The organism is Amycolatopsis pittospori (genome assembly GCF_013870525.1).
Lineage (GTDB): Bacteria > Actinomycetota > Actinomycetes > Mycobacteriales > Pseudonocardiaceae > Amycolatopsis > Amycolatopsis pittospori.
In genome coordinates this window covers 104,754-130,174 of sequence record NZ_JACBXD010000013.1, presented here as the reverse complement: position 1 = coordinate 130,174, position 25,421 = coordinate 104,754, and the positions used below count along the sequence as shown (strand labels likewise).

The following is a 25,421-nucleotide window of genomic DNA, read 5'->3' as shown; positions in this document are numbered from 1 at the left end:
ACGTCGCGCGCGCTCCGCGCACCATCACCACCGACAAGGACCGCGACAACGGCCGAGGCCCGCGTCGCCGCTCGTGGCGCCGAATCGGCCTCCGGAAACGCTGACCTCTTAACCTCACCTCGCGTACCCCACCCCCCGCCCGTCCCTGGGGGACGGCCCCGCGCCCAGCGTATCGGCACCCTCGGACGGTGCCGGGGGAAACGGGGGTCGGGGGTGGGAGTTGTCCACAACTGGGCATACCTGTGGACAACCTGGGGAATTGGCTGGTCAGGGTGTCCCGCAGAGGTCATGTCGTGTCCCAAGGGTGCCGCGCACGGCGGAGGCCCTGGTAGTGAAGGCCTCCTTCCCTACGGTCAAGGTAGGGAAGGAGGCCTTCACGTACTTCGACCACGGGTCGGCACAGATCGCGAGCGCGGCGGCGGGTGCCGAGCGGTAGCAAAGGTCCCTTGCTACCGCGCCGAGGCGCCGAGGCCGCCGATCACCAGGTCCAGCTGGAATTCGAAGTCCTGCAGGCAGTCGCCCTCCAGCATCGACGGCAGCACCCGATGCAAGGCCGGCAGCTCCCGAGCGGTCACCAGGCGCTGGAACCAGTCACCGACCGGCTCGGCACGCGCCTCGACTCCAGAAGCACCGGAAGCCCCGGACAGTCCCACGGATTCGGTCAGCACCGCCCCGAACACCAGTCCCATCAGCGACCGATAGCCCCGCGCGGCTCCCCGCTCGTCCAGTCCGGCGTCCAGCAGCGCCGCGAGCATCGCGTCGATGAACTTCAGCGCCCCGACCGATCGCGGGTTGGCCTGATCGGTCGCCAGAGCGCGCACGACGACCGGGTAGCGCGAGAATGCCGCGTACAGGCCGACAGTGAGTTCTCGCAGGCGCGAATCCCAAGGACCGGGAGCGGGTAGCGGCACGCTTTCGAAGACCCGCGCGGTCAATCCGTCGAGCAGATCGCCTTTGTTCGCGACGTGGTTGTACAGCGACATCGCCTCGACGCCCAGCTCAGCGGCCAGTTTCCGCATCGACAGCCCGGCCAGGCCCTGTTCGCTCGCGAGCCGCAACGCGGCGTCGAGCACCTTCTCCCTGCTGAGCGCCATATCCCGAATCTACCGCGAGCCACTTACGCCGTAAGTACTTACATCGTATGCTTACGTCGTAAGTCACCCTGGGAGGTAACCATGGACGCCGAAACACTGCTCACCACCACCCGCTCGGTCCGCCGCAAACTCGACTTCGACCGGCCGGTCTCCACCGATCTGCTCAAGGACTGCCTCCGCATCGCGCAGCAGGCCCCGGCCGCGGGCAACCTCCTCGATGCCGCGCATTGGGTGGTCGTGACCGACCCGGATCTGCGCACCCCCATCGCCCGGATCGTCCGCGAAGACGCCATCGCCACGATGAAGCGCTACGAGCACCTCGTCGACCCGTCCGTGTTCACTTCGGCGCGGTACCTCGTCGACAACCTGCACCGCGCCCCGGCGCTGGTGATCCCCTGCCTGACCGGCCGCCCGCCGGAGGGACACGTCGAGCAGAACGCGTACTACGGTTCGTCGTACCCGGCGATCTGGAGCTTCCAGCTCGCGCTGCGCGCCAAGGGTCTCGGCAGTTCGATGTGCGCGTACCACCTCGCCGAGCATGAAGCCGAGGTCGCCGGCCTCCTCGGAATCCCCGGCGACGTCACGCAAATCTCCCTGCTCGCGGTCGCCTACACGACTCAGCAGGAGTTCCGGCCCGGCAAACGGCCACCCTTGGAGCGGATCGCCCACTTCAACGGCTGGGCGGCCTGAGGCTGGATAGGGTGGCGGGGTGAGCGCACCCCAGATCACGCTGACCGTCCGGCATACCCCGTCCGCACTGGATTCCCGCCGCGGCGTCGTCCGGCTGCATCCCGAAGTCCTCGACGCGCTCGGCCTGATGGCCTGGGACGCGGTCCGCGTCACCGGCGCACGCGTCAGTTCGGCGCTGGCCGCCCCGTCGGAGGCGGAGGGCATCCCGGGCGTGATCCTCCTCGACGACGTCACGATGTCGAACCTCGGCGTGACCGAGGGTTCGGAGGTGGTCGTCGCGCCGGCGGAGGTGTCGGCCGCGAAGACGGTCACCGTGTCGGGCTCGCGGATGGCCAGCGTGTCGCTCTCCCCACACACCCTGCGCCTCGCACTGATCGGCAAGGTGCTGACCGTCGGCGACGCGGTTTCCCTGCTCCCCCAGGATCTCGCGCCCGTTCCGGGGTCCGACGTCTCCGCCGTGCGCGGCCAGCTTTCCCGCGCCATCGGCATGACGTGGACGAACGAGCTGCTCACCGTCACCGCCACCGAACCGTCGGGCCCGGTGGCCGTCGGACCGTCCACTGTGGTCAGCTGGCGCGACGGCGCCCGCACCGGTGAGGCCGTCCCCGCCGCCGCTCCGGCCAGGGCCGGGACGACGCTGGTGCGCAGCACGCCCTCCACTCCGCACGAGGACTTCATCGATGCCGAGATCGTCGAAGACGAGCAGGTCGAAGACGTGGCCGAGGAGATCGTGCCGTCGCTTTCCGATCTCGCCGGTTCCGAATCGGCCGCGCGCAAACTCGCCGAATGGTTCGACCTGGCCTTCCACCGTCCCGAACTGCTGGCCAAATTGGGGACGTCGGCGCATCTCGGTGTGCTGCTGTCCGGGCCGGAAGGCGTGGGCAAGGCGACGCTGGTCCGAGCCGTGGCCCAGGCCGAAAAGGTGAAGGTGGTGTCGCTGGCGGCGCCGAACATCGCCGTCCTCGACCCGAACGTGGCGGCCGCGCGCCTGCGCGAGGCGATCGCGCAGGCCACTCGCGACGAGGACCCCGCCGTCCTGCTGATCACCGACATCGACGCGCTGCTGCCCGCCTCGCAGCCGCCGCCACTCGCGACGGTCGTCCTCGACGACCTGCGCAAGGCGTTGCGCAACAAGGGTTTCGCGGTCATCGCCACCACCGGTCGTGCGGAGTCCACCGACCCGCGGCTGCGCGCGGCCGATCTGCTCGACCGCGAACTCGGCCTGCCGCTGCCGGACGCCAAGACCCGCACGGAACTGCTCCGCGTCCTGCTGCGCGACGCGCCGCTGGAGAGCGGCGTCGACGTCGGCCCGATCGCCGAGCGCACACCCGGTTTCGTGGCGGCCGACCTCATCGCGCTCCGCCGCGACGCCGCCCTGCGCGCCGCGTTGCGCCAGCGTGAGGCCGACGAGCCGCGGATCTCCCAGCAGGACCTGCTCGACGCGCTGACCACCGTCCGCCCCATCTCGATGTCCACTTCGGACAATCTGGCCACCGGCGGACTCACCCTCGACGACGTCGGCAACATGGTCGACGTCAAGCAGTCGCTCACCGAGGCGGTCCTGTGGCCGCTGCGCTACCCGGACTCGTTCGCGCGCCTCGGCGTCGCCCCGCCGCGCGGCGTGCTGCTGTACGGGCCGCCCGGCGGCGGCAAGACGTTCCTGGTGCGGGCGCTCGCCGGCACCGGCGCGCTGAACGTGTTCGCGGTCAAGGGCGCCGAACTGATGGACAAATGGGTCGGCGAGTCCGAACGCGCGGTGCGGGAACTCTTCCGCCGCGCCGCCGAGGCCGCGCCGTCGCTGATCTTCCTCGACGAGATCGACGCGCTCGCCCCGCGCCGCGGCCAGTCCTCGGACTCCGGCGTGTCGGACCGGGTCGTCGCGGCCTTGCTGACCGAATTGGACGGTGTCGAGCCGATGCGCGAGGTCGTCGTCCTCGGCGCGACGAACCGGCCCGAACTGGTCGATCCGGCGCTGCTGCGGCCGGGACGGCTCGAACGCCGCGTCTACGTCCCGCCGCCGGACGCGCACGCGCGCGAGGCGATCCTGGCAGCCAGCGCGAAGAACACGCCGCTGGCGTCCGATGTGGACCTCGCGGCGTACGCGGCCACTTTGGACGGTTACTCGGCCGCGGACTGCGCGGCGCTGATCAGGGAGGCCGCGCTGACCGCGATGCGAGAGTCGCTGGAGGCCAAGGAGGTCACCGCCGCGCATCTGGCGAAGGCCGCCGAGGCGGTACGGCCGTCGCTCGACCCGGCCCAGCTGGCGGCGCTGGAGGCGTACGCACAGAACCAGAAATGAGAAAAGGGCCCTCGCTCACCAGGAGCGGGGGCCCTTTTCGTTCGTCTAGCTGCCGGTCTTGCCGTTGGTCTTGTAGTTGTTCGTCACGATGACGATCACGCCCGGATCCGCCTGCTTGATGCCGTCGAACCGCGGCTCGGCGCGGAAGCCGAACTCGAGGGCGATCGCCTTCGCGGCGGCCTCCTCGTCGGTGCCCGGCCGGAAGTAGGCGGTGGTCGCCGGGATGATGCCGGACGAATAGTTGCTGACCTCTTCGACCTTCCAGCCGGAGGCGCGGAAGTCGTCGGCCGCACGCGACGCGAGACCGTGGATGGTGCTGTTGTTGTAGACCCGCACGGTCACCCACTTGTTGGACGCCTGCTGGTCGCCACCCGGCTGACCGGGTTGCCCCGGCTGACCGGTCTGGCCCGGCTGGCCGGGCTGTCCGGGGGACGACGGCGGCGCGGAGCTCGCGGGCGGGCTCGACGGCGCCGACGAAGCGGGCGGCGAGCTCGCCGGAGGCGAACCCGGTGCGGGGGAAGACGGCTGGGTCGCGCCGTCCGAGGTCGACGGCGGGGTGCCGGGCGGGGTGGCGGTGTCCGAGTCACCGCCGCTGGTGGCCAGGGTGATCCCGCCGATCACGGCGGCGATCACGGCTACACCGACCAAGGCCAGTCCGGCGGCCTTCATCGGCCGGGACAGACCCGAAAACAGACTCATGAGAGATCGATCCCCAGTCGCCGGGCCGCGCGATTGCGCTGCCGGGCCGCTCGCGTCTTGCGCAGGCGCTTGACCAACATCGGGTCGGCCTGCATGGCTTCGGTCTTCTCGAGGAGCCGGTTCAGCAACTGGTAGTAGCGCGTCGTCGACATCGAGAAGCGTTCGCGGATGGCCTGTTCCTTCGCGCCGGCGTACTTCCACCACTGACGTTCGAAAGCGAGCATGTCGAGCTCACGCTCATCGAGGCCGCTCACGGTCTCCGACGGGGACGGCTGGTCGGGCTCAGCCATCGACTCCGCGGCGTCCATCTGACTCCTCGCAATCAGGTCAGTGCTCGGCGGGCGTGAAACCACAGGCTTGTCATTCCGCGGCGCCATTAGACCACGGAACCGGCGCTCCTCCTCGGCATCGGCGTCGGCGCGTCATGGGTAAGGGTCTACCAGAAGGGTCCGACTAAACTGCGCGCGTGACCGTCCATCCCATCGTGATCGCCGGCGAGCCCGTGCTGCACAACCCGACTCGGGAGATCACCGAGTTCGACGACAAGCTGCGCACCCTCGTAGACGACATGTTCGAGACCATGTACGCCGCCGAAGGGGTGGGCCTCGCGGCCAACCAGATCGGCCTGGACCTGCGCGTGTTCGTCTACGACTGTCCTGACGACGAGGGCACTCGCCACAAGGGCCTCGTGGTGAACCCGAAGCTCGAGACTTCGGAAATCCCGGAAACGATGCCGGACCCGGACGACGACTGGGAAGGCTGCCTCTCGGCGCCCGGCGAGTCGTACCCGACCGGGCGAGCTTCATGGGCGAAGGTCACCGGCTTCGACGTCGACGGTAATCCGATCGAGGTGGAGGGCACGGGGTACTTCGCGCGCTGCCTCCAGCACGAGACGGATCACCTGGACGGGTTCATCTACCTCGACCGGCTGGTCGGCCGCCACGCACGGGCGGCGAAGAAGATGCTCAAGTCGAACAAGTGGGGCGTTCCGGGCAACTCCTGGCTGCCCGAGGCTCAGCCCGAGCCCGCCGACGACTGACCGCTCCCTCGCGTGCCATGAACGGCCCGTTACTTGCAAAATTTGCAAGTAACGGGCCGTTCATTGCGTTACGGGACGCTTGTCGGCGCGGAAGCAAGGGGCCGGGCGTGGGATCGGCGGCCTCCTTCGACCCCGGTGCCGAGGTGGTCGTGAGTGGCAATGAGGGTTAGAACCCGAATCGCCACTCACGACCAGCCCGACCCGTCCCGAACAGGACACGTTCGCCTTACCGAATCAACACCTCCGGGATCAGCACCCCAGGAAGTGGCAGCGCACCACTCGCGGCTGCTCGATCACCTTCCCGGCCTGAACCGACCAGGCGAGCCGGAGGTACTGGGCGTGCGTCCAGGCCAACGGGGTCGCGGACGCCGTCGGAGTGCCCGCCGGGAAGCCCGTCTGACCCGATGGCGCGTTCTCGTCCCACACCTGCTCGGGCATGGTGTCGCCGGAGCTGCTGACGCGGCCCAGGTCGCGAAGGCGCTTCGCCGCCGTAGACCGATCACCGTTGGCGAGGTCGTACTCGCCGCGTTCACCCGCGAGCAGTGGCCAGAGCCGCCCGAAAGTGGTCCGGCTTTCGGCCGGGAACGTGTAGTCCCAGGGTGAGCCGTCGGCCTTCTCGCCGTATCCGTCCTTCGTGTAGCGGTGCCAGAACTGACCCGTCGGAGTGGTGAACGCGATGTCGGCGTCGGTGACCTTGATGCTGTTGCGGATCACCGGATCGTCGGCGCGGTAGATGCCGAGCCTCACCAGTTCGAGGAAACCGGCGTCGGTCACCGCACGCTGGTCCATGGTCACGCTGGAGTTGCCCAGGTTGTACTTCGTACCGTTGTTCGCGTTGCCGTCCTTGGTCAGCCGGACGAAGTACGGGTCCTTCGAAAGCGGACCGTTCGTGGTCACCGTCCACTGGGCCAGTTTCGCCTTGAACGCGTCGGCCGTGGCGAGGTAGCGCCGCGCGTCGGCGGTGGCGCCGTTGGCCTTGGCGATGTCGGCGGCGCAGACCAGACCGGCGATCACCGAAGCGATCGTCGAGGGCGAGTAGCCGTCCTGTTCCTCCCAGCGCTCCTGCAGGCTGTACGGCGACGCGTGCCCGTTGTCCGCCTTGTAGGACAACAGGAATTCGGCCGCCTTGCGCACACCCTGCCAGGTCTTCGCGTCGGTGCGGCCGAGCTGCTGGGCGAGCACGATCGGCAGCGCGGTCTCGTCGAGCTGGATGGAAGTCCAGTACGGCGTGCCGTCGACGTGGCTGTTCTGCGGCATATGGCCGTCCGGCAGCTGCTGCGTACCGAACATGTAGTCGACGGACCGGTTCGCGGCGTCGCGGTCGCCGGCGGCGAGCAGACCGGTCGCGATCTGGTAGAGGTCACGCGGCCAGACCAGGTGATAGGTACCCGACGGCGACCATTCCGGGTCGTTCTCGCCGAATCGCCACGGCATGCTCGGCGACGCGATGAGCGCGCCCTGGTGGATCTTGTCCTCGCTCGCCGCGAGCATGAGCACGGACGCCTTGTAAAGGTCGCGTTCCTGCTTCGTCTTGAGGGACGACGGGACGTCCTTCACCTGGCGGAGGTACTGCTTCCAGCCGCGGTCGTACGCACGCGCGGCATCGGCGAATCCGCGCCGTTGCGACGCCTTCGCGTTGGCGAGCGCGTCTTCGCTCTTGGCGCCCATCCCGAGCGAAAGCGTGAGGTGCCGCGAGCGGACACCGTCGGCCGACGTCTGCCCGGTGAGCAGCACGTTGCCCTTGGCCGCGCTCGCGTAATCCTTGAGAGTGAAGGTCTTCTTCAGCTGGGTAATGCCATCGGACGAACCCGCGAAGCCCACGCTGGTGCGTGAGAAAGCCGGTTCCGCGGTCAGCGCGGCGGCCGTCTTCGCGTCGGACGCGACCGCGCTCGTGCCCTGCGAACGGGCGGAGTCGTCGGATCCCTCGTTCGTGAGATCGGGGTCCGCGACCGCGTACACCTGGTAGGGGCGGCCGGTCAGCGAAACGAAGTCGACGTCGATCAGCACGCTCGTCCGCGCCGTGTCGGTGACGTAGGTCTTGCGGAGCTTCCAGCGGCGCTGGTCGTCGGTGATGGTCTGCTCGTAGGTGAGGCCGTCGGCGTCGGTGCGGCGCACCTGCTGGGACTTGGCCGAGGAGTCGACGGTGGCGAAGCTCTTCCCGTCGGTGACGACGAGATCGAGCGCGCGGACGCTCGGCGTGGACAGATCCGGGTAGTAGACCTCGGAGAGACGACCGCCCTGGAGCGTGAACCAGACGTTGCTCGCCCGGTCACGGGCGGTGCCGAAGCCGGTCTTGTTCGCGGGGAGCCAGCTCGGATGGGCGCCGGGCGCACCGGGCGCCTCACCGCCCTGGGCCGCGGCCACCGCCGGGACCATCCCGGCGAGCAGCACGCCCGCCAGTGCCGGAAGCAAGAGTTTTCGCATATCGACCCCAGACTTCTGTAACGGTGCAGAGCCCCAGGATTCTGTCGTGAATCCCGTGCGCGCACATGCTCCAAACCGGTGAACCGGTAACGCTGTCGACATGTCGCCCGCCGGAATTACGTTGCTCGCAGCAGTCGCGTATCCGACGATCGGGGGATGCCGAACCTGCTGGCCTTCATCCCCGCCGCCTTCCTCATCGCGATGGTCCCCGGCCCGGCGACGGTGATGCTGATCAAGCAGGCGGCGAAGGGTTCGCGCAGGAACTCGTTCGCCACCATCGCGGGCATCGAAGCGGGTGTCGCGTTCTGGGGTCTCGCGGCGGTGTTCGGGCTCACCGCGCTCCTCATCGCCTCGCAGATCGCCTACGACGTCCTGCGCGTCGCGGGCGCCGTCTTCCTGATCTACCTCGGCGTCAAGGCGCTCTTCTTCAGCAAGCGCGGCGACGACGGCGAAGAACCCGCCGGCCGTGGTTTCCGCTCCGGGTTCCTGATCAACGTCGGCAATCCGAAGGCCGGCGTGTTCGCGATCTCGTTCCTCCCCCAGTTCGTCCCCGCCGACGCCGGGCCGTGGCCGCTGCTGCTGTGCGTCGCGGTGTGGATCGCCGTCGACGTCGTCTGGTTCTCGGCACTCGCCCTGCTGGTCACGCGCCTGGGCGAGTGGCTGCGCCGCGATCGCGTCAAGCGGTGGCTGGAGCGCACGTCCGGCGGTGTTCTGGTCGGCTTCGGAGTGACCGTCGCCTTGGAGGGTTGATTGTCCGCGCCTCGGCGTGGCATGGTCGGGGCACAACCAAACAACCGCGGGAGCTCGCGCCATGGCGGGCTGAGAGGGCGGCTGGTGTCTTTCTAGAGGACCCGGTGCCGCCGACCGCATGAACCTGACCGGGTAATGCCGGCGTAGGGAGTGAACGTCGTTGACGACGCTTGAGAACAACTCTGCCATCAAGCCGACCGTGACCACGGGGCCGATCACCGGTTCCCGCAAGGTCTACAACCAGACGGAATCCGGTCTCCGGGTCCCCGCCCGGCGGATCGACCTTTCCAACGGCGAGCATTTCGACGTTTACGACACTTCGGGTCCGTACACCGACGACGAAGCGAAGATCGACGTCCACAGTGGACTTCACCGGCTGCGTGCCGGCTGGGCCGACGGCCGCGAGCACAACACCCAGCTGGGCTGGGCGAAACAGGGCGTCATCACCCGCGAAATGGAGTACGTCGCGGCACGCGAGCGCTGCTCGCCGGAATTCGTGCGGGACGAGGTCGCGCGCGGGCGCGCGGTGATCCCCGCCAACCGCAAGCACCCGGAGACCGAGCCGATGATCATCGGCAAGAACTTCCTGGTGAAGATCAACGCCAACATGGGCAACTCGGCCGTCTGGTCCTCTGTGGAGGAAGAGGTCGACAAGATGGTGTGGGCCACCCGCTGGGGCGCCGACACGATCATGGACCTGTCCACCGGCAAGCGGATCCACGAGACCCGCGAGTGGATCGTGCGCAACTCACCGGTCCCGGTCGGCACCGTGCCGATCTACCAGGCGCTGGAAAAGGTCAACGGGGAGCCGGAAAAGCTGTCGTGGGAGGTCTATCGCGACACCATCATCGAGCAGTGTGAACAGGGTGTCGACTACGTCACCGTGCACGCCGGCGTGCTCCTGCGCTACATCCCGCTGACCGCGCGCCGGGTCACCGGCATCGTCTCGCGCGGCGGCTCGATCATGGCCGCCTGGTGCCTCGCGCACCACAAGGAATCGTTCCTGTACACCAATTTCGCCGAGCTGTGCGAGATCCTGCGCGAGTACGACGTCACCTTCTCGCTCGGTGACGGGCTGCGTCCCGGCTCGATCGCGGACGCGAACGACCGCGCGCAGTTCGCCGAACTGGAGACCCTGGGCGAGCTCACGCATATCGCGCGGGACCACGACGTCCAGGTGATGATCGAGGGCCCCGGCCACGTGCCGATGCACAAGATCAAGGAGAACGTCGAACTCGAGGAGAAGCTGACCGGCGAGGCGCCGTTCTACACCCTCGGCCCGCTCGCGACCGACATCGCACCGGCGTACGACCACATCACCTCGGCTATCGGCGCGGCGCAGATCGGCTGGTACGGCACGGCGATGCTCTGCTACGTCACGCCGAAGGAGCACCTCGGCCTGCCGAACCGTGACGACGTCAAGACCGGCGTGATCACCTACAAGATCGCCGCGCACGCCGCCGACCTCGCCAAGGGGCATCAGTACGCGCAGGAGTGGGACGACGAGCTTTCCAAGGCCCGCTTCGAATTCCGCTGGAACGACCAGTTCAACCTGTCGCTGGACCCGGACACGGCCCGCGCGTATCACGACGAGACGCTGCCCGCGGAACCGGCGAAGACGGCGCACTTCTGCTCGATGTGCGGGCCGAAGTTCTGCTCGATGCGCATCACCCAGGACGTCCGCAAGTACGCCGAGGAACACGGACTGTCCACTGTGGAAGCGATCGAAGCGGGTATGTCGGAGAAGTCGAACGAGTTCGCCGAGCAGGGCAACAAGGTCTACCTGCCGGTGGTCAATCAGTGACCGTTACACCTCGGACCGCCCTCACCATCGCCGGATCGGATTCCGGTGGTGGTGCGGGCATCCAGGCGGATCTGCGCACGTTCTTCGCCAACGGCGTGCACGGGATGGTCGCGCTCACCGCGGTCACCGTGCAGAACTCGCTGGGCGTGCAAGGCTTCAGCGAGATCCCGGTCGACGTCGTCACCGGGCAGATCAAGGCCGTCGCCGGGGACATGGGCGTCGACGCCGCCAAGACCGGGATGCTCGCGACGGCCGAGATCATCGACGCCGTCGCCAAAACGCTCGACGAGGTCCACATCGGACGGAACACCTCGACGCCGTTCGTCGTCGACCCCGTCGCCGCCTCGATGACCGGGCACGCGCTGCTGCGCGAGGAGGCGCTGGAGGCGATCCGCGCCGAACTGTTCCCACGGGCCACGCTGATCACGCCGAACCTCGACGAGGTGCGACTGCTCACCGGCGTCGTCGTGACCGGGCCCTCGACCCAGCGGGAAGCAGCGGAAGCGTTGCTGGAGTTCGGTTCCGAGTGGGTGCTGGTGAAGGGCGGGCATCTCGACGAGGGTCAGGACTGCGTGGACCTGCTGTCCGACGGCACGTCCTGGATCGAGTTGAGCGGGCCGCGGATCGACACGCGGAACACGCATGGCGGCGGGGACACGATGGCGTCGGCCATCACTTCGTCGTTGGCGAAGGGGGCCGATGCGCCGACCGCGGTCGCCGAGGGGAAACGGTTCATCGAGCGATGCGTGGCGGAGGCCTATCCGCTGGGCGCCGGCGTCGGTCCGGTTTCCCCCTTCTGGCGCCTGGGCGGCGCCTGAGCGCACTCTTGTTCCGTGGCAGCGGAATGACAGCACGTCTCCCTACGATGTCGCCTGCCGAAGCACTGACACCCTGGGGGTTACCGGTGAAAAAAGCAGTCGTCTCGTTGATGTCCGCTCTCTCGATCTTCGGAATGGCCGCACCGGCGACGGCGGCGCCCGTGCCGGCTTCCGCGTGTTCCGTCGCCGGTGACACGAATCGGACGAGAATCCACGACCTGGTGGTCTGGTACGAATACGTGCACTCCGTTGGTTGCGTCGTATCCGATTTCTACGCGGACAGCTGGGACAAGAGCATCATCACCTCCGGCTACTGGCAACTCTGGGGCCCACGCGGCTGGGCCTCGGAAGAGGACAGTTACCACCGATTCAACTCTCACGTGTACCGGACCTATCCGCGAAAGACGACGTACAAGGGCGACCTGTGGTGCGCGCGGTTCGTCAAGGCCGGTGGCGGCGTCTTGACCGAGGGATGTGTGACGGCCAACCCGTAGCTCCGAGAAAACCGAGTCGAGACTGGGGATTCCATGAGGAAGCTATTCACGTCCGCGGTGATCGCGCTGTCCGTTCTCGGACTGTCCGGAACGGCGAACGCCGCCGAACAGCCGAAAGCGATGCAACCGTCCTGCTCGGAAGGGCAGACGGATGAAAACGTGACGGCCCTGCAGGACATCATCATCTATTACAAGTACGTGACCGGTGTCGGTTGCACGGTCATGCATTTCATCGCGGCCCCGCGAACCGGCAACACCCATACCGATCAGGGTCACTGGTATGCCTGGGGGCCGCGCGGCTGGTGGGCGACGAGCAGCAAGGGCGCCTACCGCGACACCAAGCTGTCGGCACCGATGTCGCTCCCGCTGACCACCTACACCGGGGACCTGTGGTGCGCCCGGTTCATCAGGACCGACGGCTCCGTCAAGACCGAGAGTTGCGCGACCGCGACCCCGTACAGCTGACCGAGCGGCTCGTGAGTGGCAGATTCGGGTCAGAGCCAAGAGTGTTTCAGCTACCTCCGTCTGCCGAGGCGAGACCGTGGTCCGTGAAGGCCTCCTTGAGGGACTCTGGGTCCCTCAAGGAGGCCTTCACGGACTTCAGGCGACCAGAACGCGGCACCCGCTACCGGGGCGCGAGCCGAGGAGCGTCCACGGCCCAGTACCAGTTGTTGCCCGCCGCGTAGAGCCGCCAGGTCAACTTCACCGACCGGGCCCCCGCGGGCACCTTGACCGAAGCCGACGTCGGCACCGAAAGCACGTCGCCGCCCTTGTTCGCCGTACCCGGCTCCGGCCCGTAGGCGAGCACGCTCTGCTCGGGACCGCCGTCGAACGACGCCGTCAAAGCGCCCCGCTGCGTCCCGTCCTGCCGGTAGTGCGAGACGAACGAGACGTCCACAGTGGACTTACCGCTGACGTCTACCGAAGGTGAGATCAGGGAGGAATCGAAAGTCCCGCGCGAGGAGGGGGAACCCTTGTCGTCCCACTCGTCCGGGTCGGCGACCGCGAAGACACCTCGCGCCCGGGCGTTCGCCTCGCGCTGCTGGCCGGGGGCGGTGCGGGTCCAGAAGTCGTCGGTGGTGAAGGACCAGCCCTGCCATTCCGCGACACCGGCGGGCATTCCGGAGGCGTTCCGCACGGTCCAGCCGCCCGGCGCGTCGTGAGTCCAGCCGAGCACGCCCGCGGGCACGCCGGTCTCGTCTTGGCGAGGCTTCAAGGTGGCCGTGTCGAAGACGTCCGAAGGCGCGGCTCCGAGCGCGTAGCCGTCGTAGGCCGCCGGAGCGGCGATGCCCAGGTGCCGCAGCACGGTCGGCGCGATGTCGACGATCTTCGGTGCCACGGCAGGGGTTCCGGCCGGGACGGCGCCGCCCGCGGCGATCACGAACGTCATCCGTTCTTCGGGGGTGTCCCCGCCGTGCCCGCCCGACGGCGTGTGACCGTGGTCGGCGGAGATCATGATCAACCAGTCCTCGTCCGCGCGACTCGTCCGCGCGTCGATCGCCTTCAGCAGGCGGCCGATCAGCGCGTCGTCGGTGCGCAGGGAGGCTTCGTACTCCGGCGAATCCGCGCCGTGACCGTGACCCGCCTCATCCGTCTGTCCGAAGTAGACGAACGACGCGTCGGCCTTGTCCTGCTTGAGATGCTTCTCCGCGTCGACGGCGACCTGCTCGTCGGTCTTCTCGTAGCCGGCGCTGTCACCGTCGAGCACGAACTTGCGATCCTGGCCGGTGCGCAGGATCTTGTCGCCGATCGGCTTCCAATCGACGGCCGCGTAGGTGTCGAGTGCCGGGTTCGCGGTTTCGGCGCGGGCGAGCCAGCTCGGATGCGACGCGAGGTCGTTGCCGGTGAAGGAGTTGTCCTTGACCTTGTGCTTGTCCGGCCAGACGCCGGTGAGGATCGTGGACCAGCCCGGCCCGCTCACCGTCGGCGCCATCCCGCTGCCGTACAGGGAGCTGCGAGAGGCGTATCCGCGTCGCACGAGCGCGTGGACGTTGGGGGTGTCGGCGGCCAGCAGCTTGTCGAACCGGGCGCCGTCCAGGCCGATGACCAGCACTTTCGGCGTCTTGGCCGCGGCGACCGCGACGCCGGACGTCAGCCCGGCGACGGCCACCAGGGCCGACAGGAGGGAAAGCGTTCTGCGCACGAAGAACCTCCAGATAACTTGTTCGAACCAATTGTCCGTCAAGTTAGTGCGCCGAACCGACTTCCCGATGAAGTCCGCGTGCCTCCTCGGAGGACTTCAGCCGACGGGTTCCATCACCCGCGAGTCGTAGCTCTTGCGGGATTCGAGGATCCCGTCGAAGTTGGCGATCGACCACTCGCTGACCGCCATGAGCAACGTGCTCGCGCCGGTGCCGCGCTCGGTCAGCGCGTACTCGACGGTCGGCGGCGTGGTCGGGTAGACCGTCCGCGTGACCAGGCCGTCGCGTTCGAGCGCACGCAGGTTCTGGGTCAGCATCTTCTGGCTGATCCCGCCGACGGCGCGGCGCAGTTCACCGAACCGGTGCGGCCGCCGCGACAGCGCGCCGAGCACCAGCGCGGTCCACTTGTTGGCGAGCAGATCGAGGACGTCTCGGCACGGGCAGTTCCGCAGGTAGATGTCCCACGGCGATTCCGGCACTTCACAGGTGGTATCCATCAGGTACCTAGTTTACCAATAAGTGCCTTCTGGCGAGAAGTGACCAAGGCGCCGAGGATGGGAAGCACCAACAACAGAGGAGCTTTCGATGCGCGTCGTGACCCAGCAGCGGCTTGGTGGCCCTGAGGTGCTGGAGGTGACCGAGACCGACCGCCCGGCGCCCGGCCCGACCGAGGTGCTCGTGCGGGTACGGGCTTCGGGCATCAACCCGGTCGACTGGAAGACCCGGGCGTACGGCGTCTTCATGGGCGAGCCGCCCTTCATCCTCGGCTGGGACGTCTCCGGGGTGGTGGAGGAGCTCGGTGTCGGGACGACTCGGTTCGCCGTCGGCGACGAGGTCCTCGGCTTCCCGTGGTTCCCCCGGCAGGCCGGCGGCTACGGCGAACATGTGACCGCCCCCGCCCGCCAGTTCGTGCGCAAACCCGCGAACCTGACCCACGAAGAGGCCGCCGGGCTGCCGCTCGCCGGGCTGACCGCGTGGCAGGGACTCGTCGACATCGCCGACGTCCGGCCCGGGCAGCGCGTGCTGATCGACGCCGCGGCGGGCGGAGTCGGCCACCTCGCCGTCCAGGTGGCGAAGGCGCGCGGCGCGTACGTCCTGGGCACGGCGAGCGCCGGGAAGCACGACTTCCTGCGCGGGCTCGGCGTGGACGAGCCGATCGACTACCACGACGAAAGCGCGACGGCGTCCGACGTCGACGTCTTCTTCGGGCTGGTCGGCGAGCAGAGCGACCTGCGCTGGCTGGACGCGGTGAAGCCGGGCGGCCTGCTCATCGCGGTTCCCGGTGGCGTGGGCGAAGCCGTCGCCGCCAAGGCGGAAAAGCTCGGGGTGCGGACGTCGGGAATGCTCGCCGAACCCGATCAGATCGGTCTCCTCGCCTTGACCGACCTGATCGAGAAGGGCGAACTGCGTGTCCACGTCGACCAGACCTTCCCGCTGGAGGACGTCGCCAAGGCCCACGAAGTCGGCGAGGGCGGCCGTGTCACCGGGAAGCTCGTCCTGACCGTCTGAAGTACATGAAGGCCCCTTCCTTGCGCTTAGGTACGGGAAGGGGCCTTCATGTACTTGCGGCTAGCCGCGCGGCAGCACCTTCGGCAGGACGGTGGTCAGGCCCGTCCAGTCGGAGGTGAGCACCGACGCGTGGTTCTTCGCCAGCAGAGCCGCCCGTTCGCTCGCCTGCTCCACGGAGGGCGCGCGGGAGTCGATGGCCGGCGCGACGTTGTGCGCGTCGGTCATCACCACGTAGTAGTGGTTGTCGTCGTACCAGCCCGGCCCGGTCTGGGTGAGGAAGGCGTTCGCGTCTCCGTCGAACACCACGAACCACGGCCGCAGCCCGGCGTCGGTGTACTTCGTGCGCGGGTCGCCCGGCGCCGCACCGTGCACGGTCGGGAAGATCTGCGCCTCGCCGACCCGGCCGGAGTCCTTCAGCGACCGCAGATACCGCGCGTACTCGACGTCGGTCTTGAGCGTGTCCGTCGGATTGCCCTCTTCGACCGTGCCCGGGATGACCTCGATGATCACCTTGCCCCGCAACGCGTCCAGCGACGGCCAGTTGTCCGCCTTGGCCGCGTCGTCGAGCGTCGCGTGGCCACCGAGCAGGTCCGCCGGCCGGAACACCGCGCTGCCGAGATGCCCCCGGATGGAGGCGTCGAGTTCGTCCGGGCCGAGGCCGCGGTTGTCCGCGAAGCCGGTCTTCATCTCCAGCTTGAGCGTGAGCGGTTTGCTGTCCGGATGCGCGCCCAGCCAGACGCGGATGTCGTCCAGGCAGTGTTCGAGGTTCTTGTTCCGCCCGCCCGTGTAGAGCTGCGACGGCGAACTCGCCGCGACACAGTTGTTGTTGTTCCCCAACGGATTCGAGTGACTGACCTTCCACTCGCGGGTGATGATGTTGGGCCACACGTCGAGTTCGATCAGGGAGGTCCCGGCGTCCAGCGACCGCGCGAGATAGTCGTAGGCACCGGTCTCGTAAGTGTTGTGGACGCCGATCGTGGTCACATGGGAGACCTTGGCGGCGTCGGCGTTCGCGACCGTTCCGGACAGCGAAGCCGCCAGGATCACACCGATGAGGGAAACCGCGGGGACGAGTTTCATTCGAGCCCTTTCACACGCGGGAGTGCACTGGCTCACACACTGTGCCACCGTGATGGACTGCGGCCGAACCTCTGTTGAACCAAAAGGACCAGTCGGGAAAATGAACCCATGAGCGAAAACCCGAGCCCGCCGTCCGCGCTGACCATCGCCGGCTCCGACTCCGGCGGCGCCGCCGGTCTGCAGGCCGATCTGCGCACGTTCCTCACCTGCGGCGTGCACGGACTGGTCGCGGTGACCGCCGTGACCGTCCAGAACACCCTCGGCGTGCACGACCGCACCGACATCCCGGCGCATATCGTCGCGGGGCAGATCGACGCCGTCGCGGCCGACATGGGCGTCAACGCGGCCAAGACCGGCATGCTCGCCTCGGCCGAGATCATCCACGCAGTCGCGGCCGCCTGCGACAAGGCCGAGATCGGCCGCGACGCGAAGGTGCCGTTCGTGGTCGACCCCGTCGCGGCGTCGATGCACGGGCATCCTCTGTTCGACGAGGCGGGACTGGTGGCTCTGCGCGACGAACTCCTGCCGCGCGCGACCGTCCTCACCCCCAACCTGGACGAGGTCCGCCTGCTGACCGGGATGACCGTGACCACCCGCGAGCAGATGCACCAGGCGGCCGTCGTCCTGCACCGGCTCGGGCCGAAGTACGTGCTGGTGAAGAGCGGTCACCTCGTTTCCGACCCGGAGTGCGTCGACGTGCTCTTCGACGGATCCACGTTCGTCGAGCTCCCCGGCGAGCGGTTCGCGACGCAGCACACGCACGGCGCCGGGGACACGATGGCGTCGGCGCTGACGGCCGGTCTCGCGAAGGGGATGTCCGTCGTGGAAGCCGCCCGCTACGGCAAGTGGTTCGTTTCACAGGCGGTCGAAAACGCCTACCCCATGGGCGCGAAGGTCGGTCCGGTTTCGGCGTTTTGGCGGCTTGCGCCGGAGCACTGAGAACACGTCCGGTTACGATCTGTGCCGTGACCGGACGCGAAACGGTGGCCAGGGTCGTCGAAGACCGCCGCTTCCAGAACTTCATCATCGCGGTGATCGTCTTCAACGCCGTCACCCTCGGCTTGGAGACCTCGACCAGGATGGTCGCGGAATACGGGTCGCTGCTGCACACGGTCGACTACGTCGCGCTCGGGATCTTCGTCCTCGAACTGGGCGCGAAGCTCTACGCGTATCGCGGGCGGTTCTTCAAGGACCCGTGGAACATCTTCGACCTGATCGTCGTCGGCATCGCGGTGATCCCCACGACCGGCCCGTTCGCGGTGCTGCGGGCGTTGCGGGTGCTGCGGGTGCTGCGGCTGATCTCGGTCGTGCCGTCGATGCGGAAGGTCGTCACCGGTCTGCTCGCGGCGATCCCCGGGATGGCGTCGATCGCCGCGCTCCTCGCGCTGATCATCTTCGTCGCGGGAGTGATGGCGACGAAGCTCTTCGGCGCGATCTCCCCGGAGAACTTCGGCGACCTCGGCACTTCGCTGTTCACGCTGTTCCAGGTGATGACGGGCGAAGCGTGGCCGGACATCGCCAAGGAGATCATGAAGGAAGCACCCATGGCCTGGGTGTTCTTCGTCGTCTACATCCTCGTGTCCAGCTTCGCGGTGCTGAACCTCTTCATCGCCGTCGTGGTCAGCGGGATGGAAGACGAGCTTCGCCAGGACATCCGCGAGGAGGAGGCGAAGCAGGCCGAGACCCAGGCCCTGGCGAACAAGGAGATCCTCGACGAGCTCCGCGCCCTTCGTGCCGAAGTCGCGGAGCTACGCCAGAACCCCTAGCGGTCGTCGTCCGCGATCAGCGCTTCGAGAGCGGGCAGTGCCGCCGCGAGCGCCGCCTGATGCTCCGGGGTCAGCCGTTCGAGGCGCATGCCCAGTTCATGCACCCGTGTCGACCGGACGCCGGAAACCAGCCTCTCGCCCTCTTCGGTGGCCTCCGCGAGCCAGGCCCGCCTGTCGACCGGGTCCGATTCACGACTGACGTAGCCGGCTTCGACGAGCGAAGCGACGATCCGCGACATGGTGGCCGCGGCGACGCCTTCCTTCGCGGCGAGATCACCCAGACGGAGCTGTCCGTAGTGCACGAGCGTGGCGAGCGCCGAGATCGCGCCGTGGCCGGGTCCGGGCACGCCCGCCTGGCGCAGTGACCGGGACAACCGGCCCACCGCCAGGAACAATCTGCCCGAAACGTCCTGGACCGCTGACGTGGTCACCGCTGGCTCCTCTGGGTACACGGTGGCGGATGCGCCCCCGGAAAGTGCCGTCAACCATACGGGCTCCCCGTGCGTACTCGCCGTTAAGGCCGTGAACCGTACAAAAGGGTTATCGGGGCGGGCTGGAGGCGTGCGCCCAGAACCGCTGGGGGATTCGCCCCGCGCCTGCGGCCAGCCGCCCGGCGGTGACCGCGGCGCGCATCGCCGACGCCATCCGTTCCGGGTCCGCGGCCCTGGTCACGGCGGTGGAGAGGAGGACGGCGTCGCAGCCGAGCTCCATCGCCAGCGTCGCGTCCGAGGCGGTGCCGATCCCCGCGTCGAGGATCACGGGGACACCTGCCCGCGACACGATCAGCTCGATGTTGTGCGGGTTCCGGATGCCGAGACCGGTGCCGATGGGAGCGCCGAGCGGCATCACGGCCGCGCAGCCCGCCTCCTCCAGCCGCAGCGCCAGCACCGGGTCGTCGTTCGTGTACGCGAGCACGGTGAAGCCGTCCGAGGTGAGCTGTTCGGCCGCTTCCAACGTCTCGAAGGGGTCCGGGAGCAGCGTGCGGTCGTCGGCGTGGACCTCGAGCTTGACGAGGTTCGTTTCGAGCGCCTCACGCGCCAGCTGGGCGGTGAGGACCGCTTCGGCCGCCGTACGACACCCGGCGGTGTTGGGCAGCAGACGGATGCCGAGCCGCCGAAGCAGTTCGAGGACACCGGAGCCACCTTCGGCGTCGGCTTTGCGCATCGCGACGGTGGTCAGCTCCGTGCCGGACGCCACGAGCGCGCGTTCCACCACGGCGAGGTTCGCCGCGCCACCGGTACCGATGATCAGGCGCGACGTGAGCTTGTGCTCTCCGATGACGAGGTGATCGCCGTCCACTTCAACCTCCTTGCACAGCGGTGAGGATGTCGAGGCTGGCACCCTTGCGCACCACGGCCTCCGGCCAGTCGCCACGCCGGACGACCACGCCGTCCACCGCGACCGCGACCCCCTTCGTCGCCGTACCCAGCGCTTCGAGCACGCCCTCGACCGTCGTCCCGTCGGGGAACTCTCGCCACTGGCCGTTGACCTGGATCTCCATCACACCCGCTCCTTGCTGCGCCGCGCCGGTGCGGCCGCGGCGATCTCGTCCGGCAACGGCTCGCCGTTCAGCCAGGCGACCGCGGCGTCCGCGGTCACCGGGGCCATCAGGAGGCCGTTGCGATGGTGGCCCGTAGCGGCGAAGACGCCTTCGCCCAGCTCACCGATGAAAGGCATCGTGTCGACACTCGCCGCGCGAAGCCCGGCGGCGGTCTCGACGAGTTCGTACTCGGCGATGCCCGGGAGGACGCGCTCCGCGCCTTCGAGCAGCTCACGGACCCCTCGCGCGGTGACGGTCTCGTCGAAACCGGCCTCGTACTGCGTCGCGCCGAGTACGACCTCGCCGTCTTCGCGCGGGACGAGGTAGATCGGGCGGCCCTCGACCATCGCGCGGACGGTCCGGCGCGGCGGCGGCAGGCAACCCCGGCGCGGCCGCAGGCGCAGGATCTCACCCTTCAGCGGGCGGACGGCGTCGGCGAGGGCGGGATGCAGACGTCCGGTCCAGGCGCCGGCGGCGAGAACGACGTCACCTTCGAGGCCTTCGAGGTCGGTGACCGTCTCGTGGCGGAAGTCGACCGCGTGCTCGCCGCAGGCGTGTCTGAGCGCGTGCAACAGTCTTCTGTTGTCCACGGCCAGGTCTCCGGGCACCAACAGTCCACTTCGGACAGAGCCGGAGACGCCGGCTTCGGTGCGGCGGACCTCGCGACCGGTCAGCCGCTCGACGTCGCGGCCGAGTTCCGCGAGGTACGCGGCGAGCATTTCGAGGTTGCCCGCGTCGGCGCTGTCGAGTGCCACGACCAGCGTCCCGTGCGGCGACAGGCCCGGGTCGACACCCTCTTCCGCCAGGTCACGGGCGAAATCGGGCCAGCGCCGCAGCGACGCCTCGCCCAGGGTGAGGACGTCCTCCTCGCCCGGCCAGGCCTCGGTGACCGGGGCCAGCATGCCGCCCGCGAGCCAGGAGGCGCCGCGGCCGGGTTCGGGGTCGTACACGGTGACGTGATGGCCGCGCACGGCGGCGCGCCAAGCCACGGAGAGGCCGATGACCCCACCGCCGACTACCGAAAGTTCTCTCATGAACGCACGCTCCCTGCGCCGGCATGACCCGGATCAGGTTCCACGGTCGGAGCGGTTTCGGCTCCCTCTCAGCCCGTCCTCGGGCTCCCGTGCGGACCACCCCACCGTAGCGCGCGGGTACCGTCGCCGCCATGCCCACCCTGTCTGACGCGCGGATCCGCGCGCGGCTCGCGAACGCCCGCCTGTACCTCTGCACCGACGCCCGGTCCGACCGCGGTGACCTCGCCGAATTCGCCGACGCGGCGCTGGCGGGCGGGGTCGACATCATCCAGTTACGGGACAAGACCGGCGGCTCGCCGCTGGAGGCCAAACACGAGATCGCGGCACTGGAAGTGCTGGCCGAGGCGTGCGAGAGGCACGGGAAGCTGCTGGCGGTGAACGACCGCGCGGACGTCGCGCTCGCCGTCGGCGCGCATGTGCTGCACCTGGGCCAGGACGACATCCCGGTGCCGCTGGCCCGCGAGATCGTCGGCGACGACGTGGTGATCGGCCGGTCCACCCATTCGGCCGAACAGGCCAAGGCCGCGGCCGAGGAACCCGGCGTCGATTACTTCTGCACCGGCCCGTGCTGGCCGACGCCGACCAAGCCGGGCCGCTCCGCACCGGGTCTCGACCTGGTGCGCGCGACGGCGGCTTTCGGGACACCGCGGCCGTGGTTCGCGATCGGCGGCATCGACGCCGAACGCCTGCCCGAGGTGCTGGACGCCGGTGCGTCGCGGATCGTCGTCGTCCGGGCGATCACCGACGCCGAAGACCCCGAAGCGGCCGCTCGCACCCTTCGCTCTTCCCTCGCCTGACCCCGCATTTCGTCCTCTGGATGCGATAGTTCGTACCCCCAACTACCGCATTCAGAGGACTAAATGCGGGAGGTCTGGCGCGAGGGTCAGGGGGCGGGGGTGCCGGAGGCGGGGGCGGGAGCGGACGGCGTGGTCGGGGGCGCCTGCGAGGTCGACGGCGGAGTCGTCGGGGACGGGGTCGACGGGGTGGTCTGCGGCGTCGAGGGCGTCGTCGGGGTGGACGGCGTGGTCGACGGCGTCGACTCGGGCTGGTTCTCGCGGGACTCCGAGGGCGACGTCGCCGGCGGCGAGTCGTCCTGTTTCCGCTGCTGTTCCTGGGCCTGCCCGCCGCCGATGATCTTCCCTATGGTCGTCCCCTCACCACCGCCGAAGGTCTTCCCGGTCGCGCCTTCGAAGCCGGTGATCGCGACGAGTGCCACCACGAACGCCACGACGCTGACGCCGGCGATCACCGCCCAGCGAGGTTTGAACTTCCGTTCGGCGGGCTCCTCGTCTTCGGCCGGTGTGAGCCGGACGGTCTCCTGGTCGGCCGGGTCGAGGACCCGGCGCCGCCCCGGCACGGTCAGCACCACGCGCGCCTTCAGCGCCGCGTCCTTCGTCCGCTGCAAGGAACGCAGGTACAACTCGCCACCGAGTGTCGTGATGACACTCGCCAGTCCGGCACCGGCGACGGTGCCCGCCACGCCGAGCGTGGAACCCAGTAACGCGGCGGTGATCGCGGCCATCGCGGCCGCCGTCACCTGGACGATCCGTCCCTGCTTTTCGGTCTTTTCGGTGTCCTTCTCGGAGGTCTCCTTGGTCATGATCCCGTTCTGCTGCTAGTCGGTCCTCACCCGGTCCTAACGGTTAAGGCGCGCGGGATGCTCCCTTCGTTGTCCACACGTGAGGAGCGCCACCCTGTCTGTCCTAAAAGGACTCTCGATTATTCACAATTCCTTGACATAATCCGGCATATGGAACTGGTTTCGATCGAGGAAATCCGCGACGCGGCGAGCCGGATCAAAGGCGCCGCGGTCCGCACGCCGCTGCTGCGGCAGACGTGGGCGCCGTTGTGGCTCAAACCCGAAAGCCTGCAGGAAATCGGCGCCTTCAAGGTGCGCGGCGCGTACAACGCGATCGCCGCTTTGGACGACGAACGGCGCACTCGCGGCGTCGTCGCGTTTTCCAGCGGCAACCACGCGCAAGCGGTCGCCTACTCGGCGAAACGGTTCGGGATCCCGGCGGTGATCATCGTTCCGGACGTCGCGCCGCGTTCCAAGGTCGAAGCCACCAAGGCGCTCGGCGCCGAGGTCGTCGAAGTCCCGATCGACCGGCAGCAGTCCACCGCGCTCGCCGTCGCCGAAGAGCGCGCGCTCACCTTCATCCCGCCGTACGACCACCGCGACGTCATCGCCGGGCAGGGCACCGTGGGCCTGGAGATCGCCGAGGACCTGCCGGACGCCGACGTCGTCCTCGTCCCGCTCAGCGGCGGCGGCCTGGCCTCAGGCGTCGGAACGGCGATCAAGGCCCTGCTCCCCGGCGCCAAGGTCATCGGTGTCGAGCCGGAACTCGCCGCCGACACCGCCGAGAGCCTGCGCGCGGGCGAGCGGATCGAATGGCCGAATCACCTGCGGGCGCGCACCATCGCCGACGGCCTGCGCGCCCAGCCCTCGGACCTGACCTTCGCGCACCTTCAGGAAGTGCTGGACGACGTCGTCACCGTCACCGACGACGAGATCCGCGCCGCCGTCCGGACACTCGCGCACCGCGCCCGCCTGATCGCCGAACCGAGCGGCGCCACCGCGACCGCCGCGTTCCTGTCCCACCGCGACGAACTGCCCGGGGGCAAGGTCGTTTCGGTCGTTTCGGGCGGCAATCTGGACCCGGCCACGCTGGCCGGGATCCTCAGCGACTAGCGGGGCGGACGTGCGTCGGCGGGGAGTCGACGCCGCAGTGGAGGCAGTCGCCGGGGTGGGGTGACTCGTCGGCGGTGGCGGACTCGTCCGAAGGCGTGTCGAGGACGCCGTTGTGGATGCCGAGCGCGATCAGCCCGCCACCGATGGCCAGCGCCGCGCACACCAGCAACGCCGTCCGCCAGCCGGACGTCAGTGCGACCGGATCGGTGTAGGCGGCGCCGGACAGCCCTGCGACGGCGGGCAGGACGGCGATCGCGAGCAGCCCGCCGGACCGCGCGATGGCGTTGTTGACGCCGGAGGCGACGCCGGCGTACCGGTCCGGCGCGGCGGCGAGCACGGTGGCGGTCACCGGCGCGACGACCGTCGCCAGCCCCGCCCCGAACACGACGACGGCGGGCAGCACCGAGCCGAGGTACGTCGACCCCGGTCCGACGCGCATCAGCAGGAGCATCCCGACGCCGACCAGGATCGGGCCGATGACCAGTTGCGCCCTCGGCCCGATCCGCTGGGCGAGCGCGCCGGACCGGCCCGAGAACAGCAGCATGATCACGGTGATCGGCAGTCCGGCGAGGCCGGCCGCGGTCGGCGAATAGCCCAGCGAGACCTGCAACTGCATGACCATCAACATCATCACGCCGCCCAGTGCCGCGTAGACGACGAACGTGAGCGCGTTGGCGAGGCTGAACGTCCGGTCGCGGAACAGTTTCGGCGGCACCAGCGGGTCGGCCGAGCGGTGCTGGATCACCAGGAACGCGCCCAGCCCCGCGACGCCGAGCACGATGGAGACCAGGACGACGACGTCGCCGATGCCGCGTCCGGGCGCTTCGACCAGCGCGCCGGTCAGCCCGGCGAGCCCGATCGCGCCGACGGCGGCCGCCACGAAGTCCGGATGCCCGGTGGCCTCCTCGTCCCGCGACTCGGGCACGTAGCGCTGGGCGAGCAGGACGCAGACGGCGGCCAGCGGCAGGTTGATCAGGAACGCCAGCCGCCACGACCACACCTGTACCAGGACGCCGCCGAGCAGCGGACCGATCGCCGCGGCGATCCCGCCGAGCCCGGACCACGCGCCGATCGCGCGGGCCCGGTCGTCGTGGGCGAAGGACGCCTGGAGGATCGCGAGCGAGCCGGGCGTGAGCAAAGCTCCCCCGATGCCCTGGAGGATCCGGGTCGCGACGAGCATCTCGGTCGACGTCGCGGCGGCGCACAGCCCGGACGCGATGCCGAACCAGACGACGCCGACGAGGAACATCCGGCGGCGGCCGTAGCGGTCGCCGAGCGAACCGGCGACGAGGATCAGCGCGGCGAGCGCGAGCAGGTAGCCGTCGAGGATCCATTGCAGGCCGGCGACGGACGCCTGGAGTTCCTCGCCGATCCGCGGCAGCGCGACGTTGATGATCGTGCCGTCGAGCATCGCCATGCCCGAGCCCACGATGGTCGTCGCGAGCACCCCGCGGGCCACCGGCGTCCCCCACCGGATTCCCGCCGCCGTGTCAGTCATGGGACGACTGAATCACGACGGGCGGTACCGGGCCACCGCGAAATCGGCAC

General features: G+C 69.0%; 26 protein-coding genes and 1 riboswitch. Of the genes, 13 read left to right on the top strand and 13 right to left on the bottom strand.

The window, feature by feature from the left end; all coding sequences use genetic code 11:
- Positions 1 to 449: 449 nt before the first annotated feature.
- Positions 450 to 1,094, bottom strand: a complete 645-nt coding sequence (locus H5J31_RS10325; protein ID WP_181772270.1) for a TetR family transcriptional regulator — start codon at positions 1,092 to 1,094, stop codon at positions 450 to 452.
- An 81-nt stretch (positions 1,095 to 1,175) separates the two neighbouring features.
- On the opposite strand from H5J31_RS10325, the gene H5J31_RS10320 reads away from it, so the two are divergent.
- A complete protein-coding gene (locus H5J31_RS10320) occupies positions 1,176 to 1,784 on the top strand; it encodes a nitroreductase family protein (protein ID WP_181772269.1) in 609 nt (202 codons plus the stop codon).
- A gap of 19 nt (positions 1,785 to 1,803) precedes the next feature.
- Positions 1,804 to 4,083 carry an AAA family ATPase gene (locus H5J31_RS10315; protein WP_181772268.1) on the top strand — a complete coding sequence of 760 codons (2,280 nt, stop codon included), beginning with the start codon at positions 1,804 to 1,806 and terminating at the stop codon, positions 4,081 to 4,083.
- Between the two features lie 45 nt (positions 4,084 to 4,128).
- Here the strand turns inward: H5J31_RS10315 and H5J31_RS10310 are convergent, their stop codons facing one another.
- The gene (locus H5J31_RS10310) at positions 4,129 to 4,782 is read right to left on the bottom strand and encodes a LytR C-terminal domain-containing protein (protein WP_181772267.1); all 654 of its coding nucleotides are present in this window, start codon (positions 4,780 to 4,782) and stop codon (positions 4,129 to 4,131) included.
- On the bottom strand, positions 4,779 to 5,090 hold the full coding sequence (locus H5J31_RS10305; RefSeq protein ID WP_181772266.1) for a DUF3263 domain-containing protein: 312 nt from the start codon (positions 5,088 to 5,090) through the stop codon (positions 4,779 to 4,781). The genes H5J31_RS10310 and H5J31_RS10305 overlap by 4 nt, the downstream gene beginning before the upstream one ends.
- Before the next feature lie 158 nt (positions 5,091 to 5,248).
- On the opposite strand from H5J31_RS10305, the gene H5J31_RS10300 reads away from it, so the two are divergent.
- Positions 5,249 to 5,821, top strand: a complete 573-nt coding sequence (locus H5J31_RS10300) for a peptide deformylase (RefSeq protein WP_181772265.1) — start codon at positions 5,249 to 5,251, stop codon at positions 5,819 to 5,821.
- Between the two features lie 249 nt (positions 5,822 to 6,070).
- Here the strand turns inward: H5J31_RS10300 and H5J31_RS10295 are convergent, their stop codons facing one another.
- Complete coding sequence (locus H5J31_RS10295; protein WP_181772264.1) at positions 6,071 to 8,245, bottom strand: glycoside hydrolase family 15 protein; 2,175 nt, start codon at positions 8,243 to 8,245, stop codon at positions 6,071 to 6,073.
- A gap of 156 nt (positions 8,246 to 8,401) precedes the next feature.
- Between H5J31_RS10295 and H5J31_RS10290 the strand changes: the two genes are divergently transcribed.
- From H5J31_RS10290 to H5J31_RS10270, 5 genes are all read left to right on the top strand, one after another.
- The gene (locus tag H5J31_RS10290; protein ID WP_181772263.1) at positions 8,402 to 8,995 is read left to right on the top strand and encodes a LysE family translocator; all 594 of its coding nucleotides are present in this window, start codon (positions 8,402 to 8,404) and stop codon (positions 8,993 to 8,995) included.
- A 160-nt stretch (positions 8,996 to 9,155) separates the two neighbouring features.
- Positions 9,156 to 10,799 carry a phosphomethylpyrimidine synthase ThiC gene (thiC, locus tag H5J31_RS10285; RefSeq protein ID WP_181772262.1) on the top strand — a complete coding sequence of 548 codons (1,644 nt, stop codon included), beginning with the start codon at positions 9,156 to 9,158 and terminating at the stop codon, positions 10,797 to 10,799.
- Positions 10,796 to 11,617 (top strand): bifunctional hydroxymethylpyrimidine kinase/phosphomethylpyrimidine kinase, encoded by an 822-nt coding sequence (thiD, locus tag H5J31_RS10280; RefSeq protein WP_181772261.1) that lies wholly within the window; start codon positions 10,796 to 10,798, stop codon positions 11,615 to 11,617. The genes thiC and thiD (H5J31_RS10280) overlap by 4 nt, the downstream gene beginning before the upstream one ends.
- Before the next feature lie 86 nt (positions 11,618 to 11,703).
- On the top strand, positions 11,704 to 12,111 hold the full coding sequence (locus H5J31_RS10275; protein ID WP_181772260.1) for a hypothetical protein: 408 nt from the start codon (positions 11,704 to 11,706) through the stop codon (positions 12,109 to 12,111).
- 33 nt (positions 12,112 to 12,144) lie between these two features.
- On the top strand, positions 12,145 to 12,576 hold the full coding sequence (locus H5J31_RS10270) for a hypothetical protein (protein ID WP_181772259.1): 432 nt from the start codon (positions 12,145 to 12,147) through the stop codon (positions 12,574 to 12,576).
- Between the two features lie 160 nt (positions 12,577 to 12,736).
- Here H5J31_RS10270 and H5J31_RS10265 read toward each other — a convergent pair whose 3' ends face one another.
- Together H5J31_RS10265 and H5J31_RS10260 are read right to left on the bottom strand one after the other, a co-directional pair.
- The gene (locus H5J31_RS10265) at positions 12,737 to 14,254 is read right to left on the bottom strand and encodes an alkaline phosphatase family protein (protein ID WP_181772258.1); all 1,518 of its coding nucleotides are present in this window, start codon (positions 14,252 to 14,254) and stop codon (positions 12,737 to 12,739) included.
- A 96-nt stretch (positions 14,255 to 14,350) separates the two neighbouring features.
- The gene (locus H5J31_RS10260) at positions 14,351 to 14,749 is read right to left on the bottom strand and encodes a winged helix-turn-helix transcriptional regulator (protein ID WP_181772257.1); all 399 of its coding nucleotides are present in this window, start codon (positions 14,747 to 14,749) and stop codon (positions 14,351 to 14,353) included.
- Positions 14,750 to 14,837: 88 nt separating this feature from the next.
- On the opposite strand from H5J31_RS10260, the gene H5J31_RS10255 reads away from it, so the two are divergent.
- Positions 14,838 to 15,761, top strand: coding sequence for an NADP-dependent oxidoreductase (locus tag H5J31_RS10255; protein ID WP_181772256.1), 924 nt, complete (start codon positions 14,838 to 14,840; stop codon positions 15,759 to 15,761).
- A gap of 60 nt (positions 15,762 to 15,821) precedes the next feature.
- Here H5J31_RS10255 and H5J31_RS10250 read toward each other — a convergent pair whose 3' ends face one another.
- A complete protein-coding gene (locus tag H5J31_RS10250; protein WP_181772255.1) occupies positions 15,822 to 16,841 on the bottom strand; it encodes a phosphatidylinositol-specific phospholipase C domain-containing protein in 1,020 nt (339 codons plus the stop codon).
- A gap of 108 nt (positions 16,842 to 16,949) precedes the next feature.
- Here H5J31_RS10250 and thiD (H5J31_RS10245) point away from each other — a divergent pair, with 108 nt between their 5' ends.
- Entirely contained in the window at positions 16,950 to 17,780 is an 831-nt protein-coding gene (gene thiD, locus H5J31_RS10245) for a bifunctional hydroxymethylpyrimidine kinase/phosphomethylpyrimidine kinase (RefSeq protein WP_181772254.1), read from the top strand.
- A 26-nt stretch (positions 17,781 to 17,806) separates the two neighbouring features.
- Positions 17,807 to 18,607 carry an ion transporter gene (locus H5J31_RS10240; RefSeq protein WP_181772253.1) on the top strand — a complete coding sequence of 267 codons (801 nt, stop codon included), beginning with the start codon at positions 17,807 to 17,809 and terminating at the stop codon, positions 18,605 to 18,607.
- On the opposite strand, the gene H5J31_RS10235 is transcribed toward H5J31_RS10240, so the two are convergent.
- The 4 genes from H5J31_RS10235 to thiO all read right to left on the bottom strand — a co-directional run bounded on the left by H5J31_RS10235 (position 18,604) and on the right by thiO (position 21,181).
- Positions 18,604 to 19,038: a MarR family winged helix-turn-helix transcriptional regulator gene (locus H5J31_RS10235; protein ID WP_181772252.1), complete on the bottom strand. Its 435-nt coding sequence runs from the start codon at positions 19,036 to 19,038 to the stop codon at positions 18,604 to 18,606. The two genes, H5J31_RS10240 and H5J31_RS10235, sit on opposite strands and share 4 nt — an antisense overlap.
- 109 nt (positions 19,039 to 19,147) lie before the next feature.
- Positions 19,148 to 19,906: a thiazole synthase gene (gene thiG / locus H5J31_RS10230; RefSeq protein WP_181772251.1), complete on the bottom strand. Its 759-nt coding sequence runs from the start codon at positions 19,904 to 19,906 to the stop codon at positions 19,148 to 19,150.
- A gap of 1 nt (position 19,907) precedes the next feature.
- Positions 19,908 to 20,108: a sulfur carrier protein ThiS gene (thiS, locus tag H5J31_RS10225; RefSeq protein WP_181772250.1), complete on the bottom strand. Its 201-nt coding sequence runs from the start codon at positions 20,106 to 20,108 to the stop codon at positions 19,908 to 19,910.
- Complete coding sequence (thiO, locus tag H5J31_RS10220) at positions 20,108 to 21,181, bottom strand: glycine oxidase ThiO (RefSeq protein WP_181772249.1); 1,074 nt, start codon at positions 21,179 to 21,181, stop codon at positions 20,108 to 20,110. The genes thiS and thiO overlap by 1 nt, the downstream gene beginning before the upstream one ends.
- Positions 21,175 to 21,282, bottom strand: a riboswitch (TPP riboswitch). (Overlaps the previous gene by 7 nt.)
- 30 nt (positions 21,283 to 21,312) lie before the next feature.
- On the opposite strand from thiO, the gene thiE reads away from it, so the two are divergent.
- Positions 21,313 to 21,978, top strand: coding sequence for a thiamine phosphate synthase (thiE, locus tag H5J31_RS10215; RefSeq protein WP_181772248.1), 666 nt, complete (start codon positions 21,313 to 21,315; stop codon positions 21,976 to 21,978).
- An 86-nt stretch (positions 21,979 to 22,064) separates the two neighbouring features.
- On the opposite strand, the gene H5J31_RS10210 is transcribed toward thiE, so the two are convergent.
- A complete protein-coding gene (locus tag H5J31_RS10210) occupies positions 22,065 to 22,781 on the bottom strand; it encodes a hypothetical protein (RefSeq protein WP_181772247.1) in 717 nt (238 codons plus the stop codon).
- A 150-nt stretch (positions 22,782 to 22,931) separates the two neighbouring features.
- On the opposite strand from H5J31_RS10210, the gene H5J31_RS10205 reads away from it, so the two are divergent.
- A complete protein-coding gene (locus H5J31_RS10205; protein ID WP_181772246.1) occupies positions 22,932 to 23,873 on the top strand; it encodes a threonine ammonia-lyase in 942 nt (313 codons plus the stop codon).
- Here H5J31_RS10205 and H5J31_RS10200 read toward each other — a convergent pair.
- A complete protein-coding gene (locus H5J31_RS10200; protein WP_181772245.1) occupies positions 23,863 to 25,371 on the bottom strand; it encodes an MFS transporter in 1,509 nt (502 codons plus the stop codon). The genes H5J31_RS10205 and H5J31_RS10200 overlap by 11 nt on opposite strands.
- Between the last annotated feature and the right edge of the window lie 50 nt (positions 25,372 to 25,421).

Excerpts from the sequence above, each read along its gene's own strand:
- H5J31_RS10325 (WP_181772270.1), bottom strand. The coding sequence starts at position 1,094 with ATGGCGCTCAGCAGGGAGAAGGTGCTCGACGCCGCGTTGCGGCTCGCG.
- H5J31_RS10320 (WP_181772269.1), top strand. The coding sequence starts at position 1,176 with ATGGACGCCGAAACACTGCTCACCACCACCCGCTCGGTCCGCCGCAAA.
- H5J31_RS10310 (WP_181772267.1), bottom strand. The coding sequence starts at position 4,782 with ATGAGTCTGTTTTCGGGTCTGTCCCGGCCGATGAAGGCCGCCGGACTG.
- H5J31_RS10305 (WP_181772266.1), bottom strand. The coding sequence starts at position 5,090 with ATGGACGCCGCGGAGTCGATGGCTGAGCCCGACCAGCCGTCCCCGTCG.
- H5J31_RS10295 (WP_181772264.1), bottom strand. The coding sequence starts at position 8,245 with ATGCGAAAACTCTTGCTTCCGGCACTGGCGGGCGTGCTGCTCGCCGGG.
- H5J31_RS10290 (WP_181772263.1), top strand. The coding sequence starts at position 8,402 with ATGCCGAACCTGCTGGCCTTCATCCCCGCCGCCTTCCTCATCGCGATG.
- H5J31_RS10270 (WP_181772259.1), top strand. The coding sequence starts at position 12,145 with ATGAGGAAGCTATTCACGTCCGCGGTGATCGCGCTGTCCGTTCTCGGA.
- H5J31_RS10260 (WP_181772257.1), bottom strand. The coding sequence starts at position 14,749 with ATGGATACCACCTGTGAAGTGCCGGAATCGCCGTGGGACATCTACCTG.
- H5J31_RS10255 (WP_181772256.1), top strand. The coding sequence starts at position 14,838 with ATGCGCGTCGTGACCCAGCAGCGGCTTGGTGGCCCTGAGGTGCTGGAG.
- H5J31_RS10250 (WP_181772255.1), bottom strand. The coding sequence starts at position 16,841 with ATGAAACTCGTCCCCGCGGTTTCCCTCATCGGTGTGATCCTGGCGGCT.
- thiD (WP_181772254.1), top strand. The coding sequence starts at position 16,950 with ATGAGCGAAAACCCGAGCCCGCCGTCCGCGCTGACCATCGCCGGCTCC.
- thiS (WP_181772250.1), bottom strand. The coding sequence starts at position 20,108 with ATGGAGATCCAGGTCAACGGCCAGTGGCGAGAGTTCCCCGACGGGACG.
- thiO (WP_181772249.1), bottom strand. The coding sequence starts at position 21,181 with ATGAGAGAACTTTCGGTAGTCGGCGGTGGGGTCATCGGCCTCTCCGTG.
- thiE (WP_181772248.1), top strand. The coding sequence starts at position 21,313 with ATGCCCACCCTGTCTGACGCGCGGATCCGCGCGCGGCTCGCGAACGCC.
- H5J31_RS10210 (WP_181772247.1), bottom strand. The coding sequence starts at position 22,781 with ATGACCAAGGAGACCTCCGAGAAGGACACCGAAAAGACCGAAAAGCAG.
- H5J31_RS10205 (WP_181772246.1), top strand. The coding sequence starts at position 22,932 with ATGGAACTGGTTTCGATCGAGGAAATCCGCGACGCGGCGAGCCGGATC.
- H5J31_RS10200 (WP_181772245.1), bottom strand. The coding sequence starts at position 25,371 with ATGACTGACACGGCGGCGGGAATCCGGTGGGGGACGCCGGTGGCCCGC.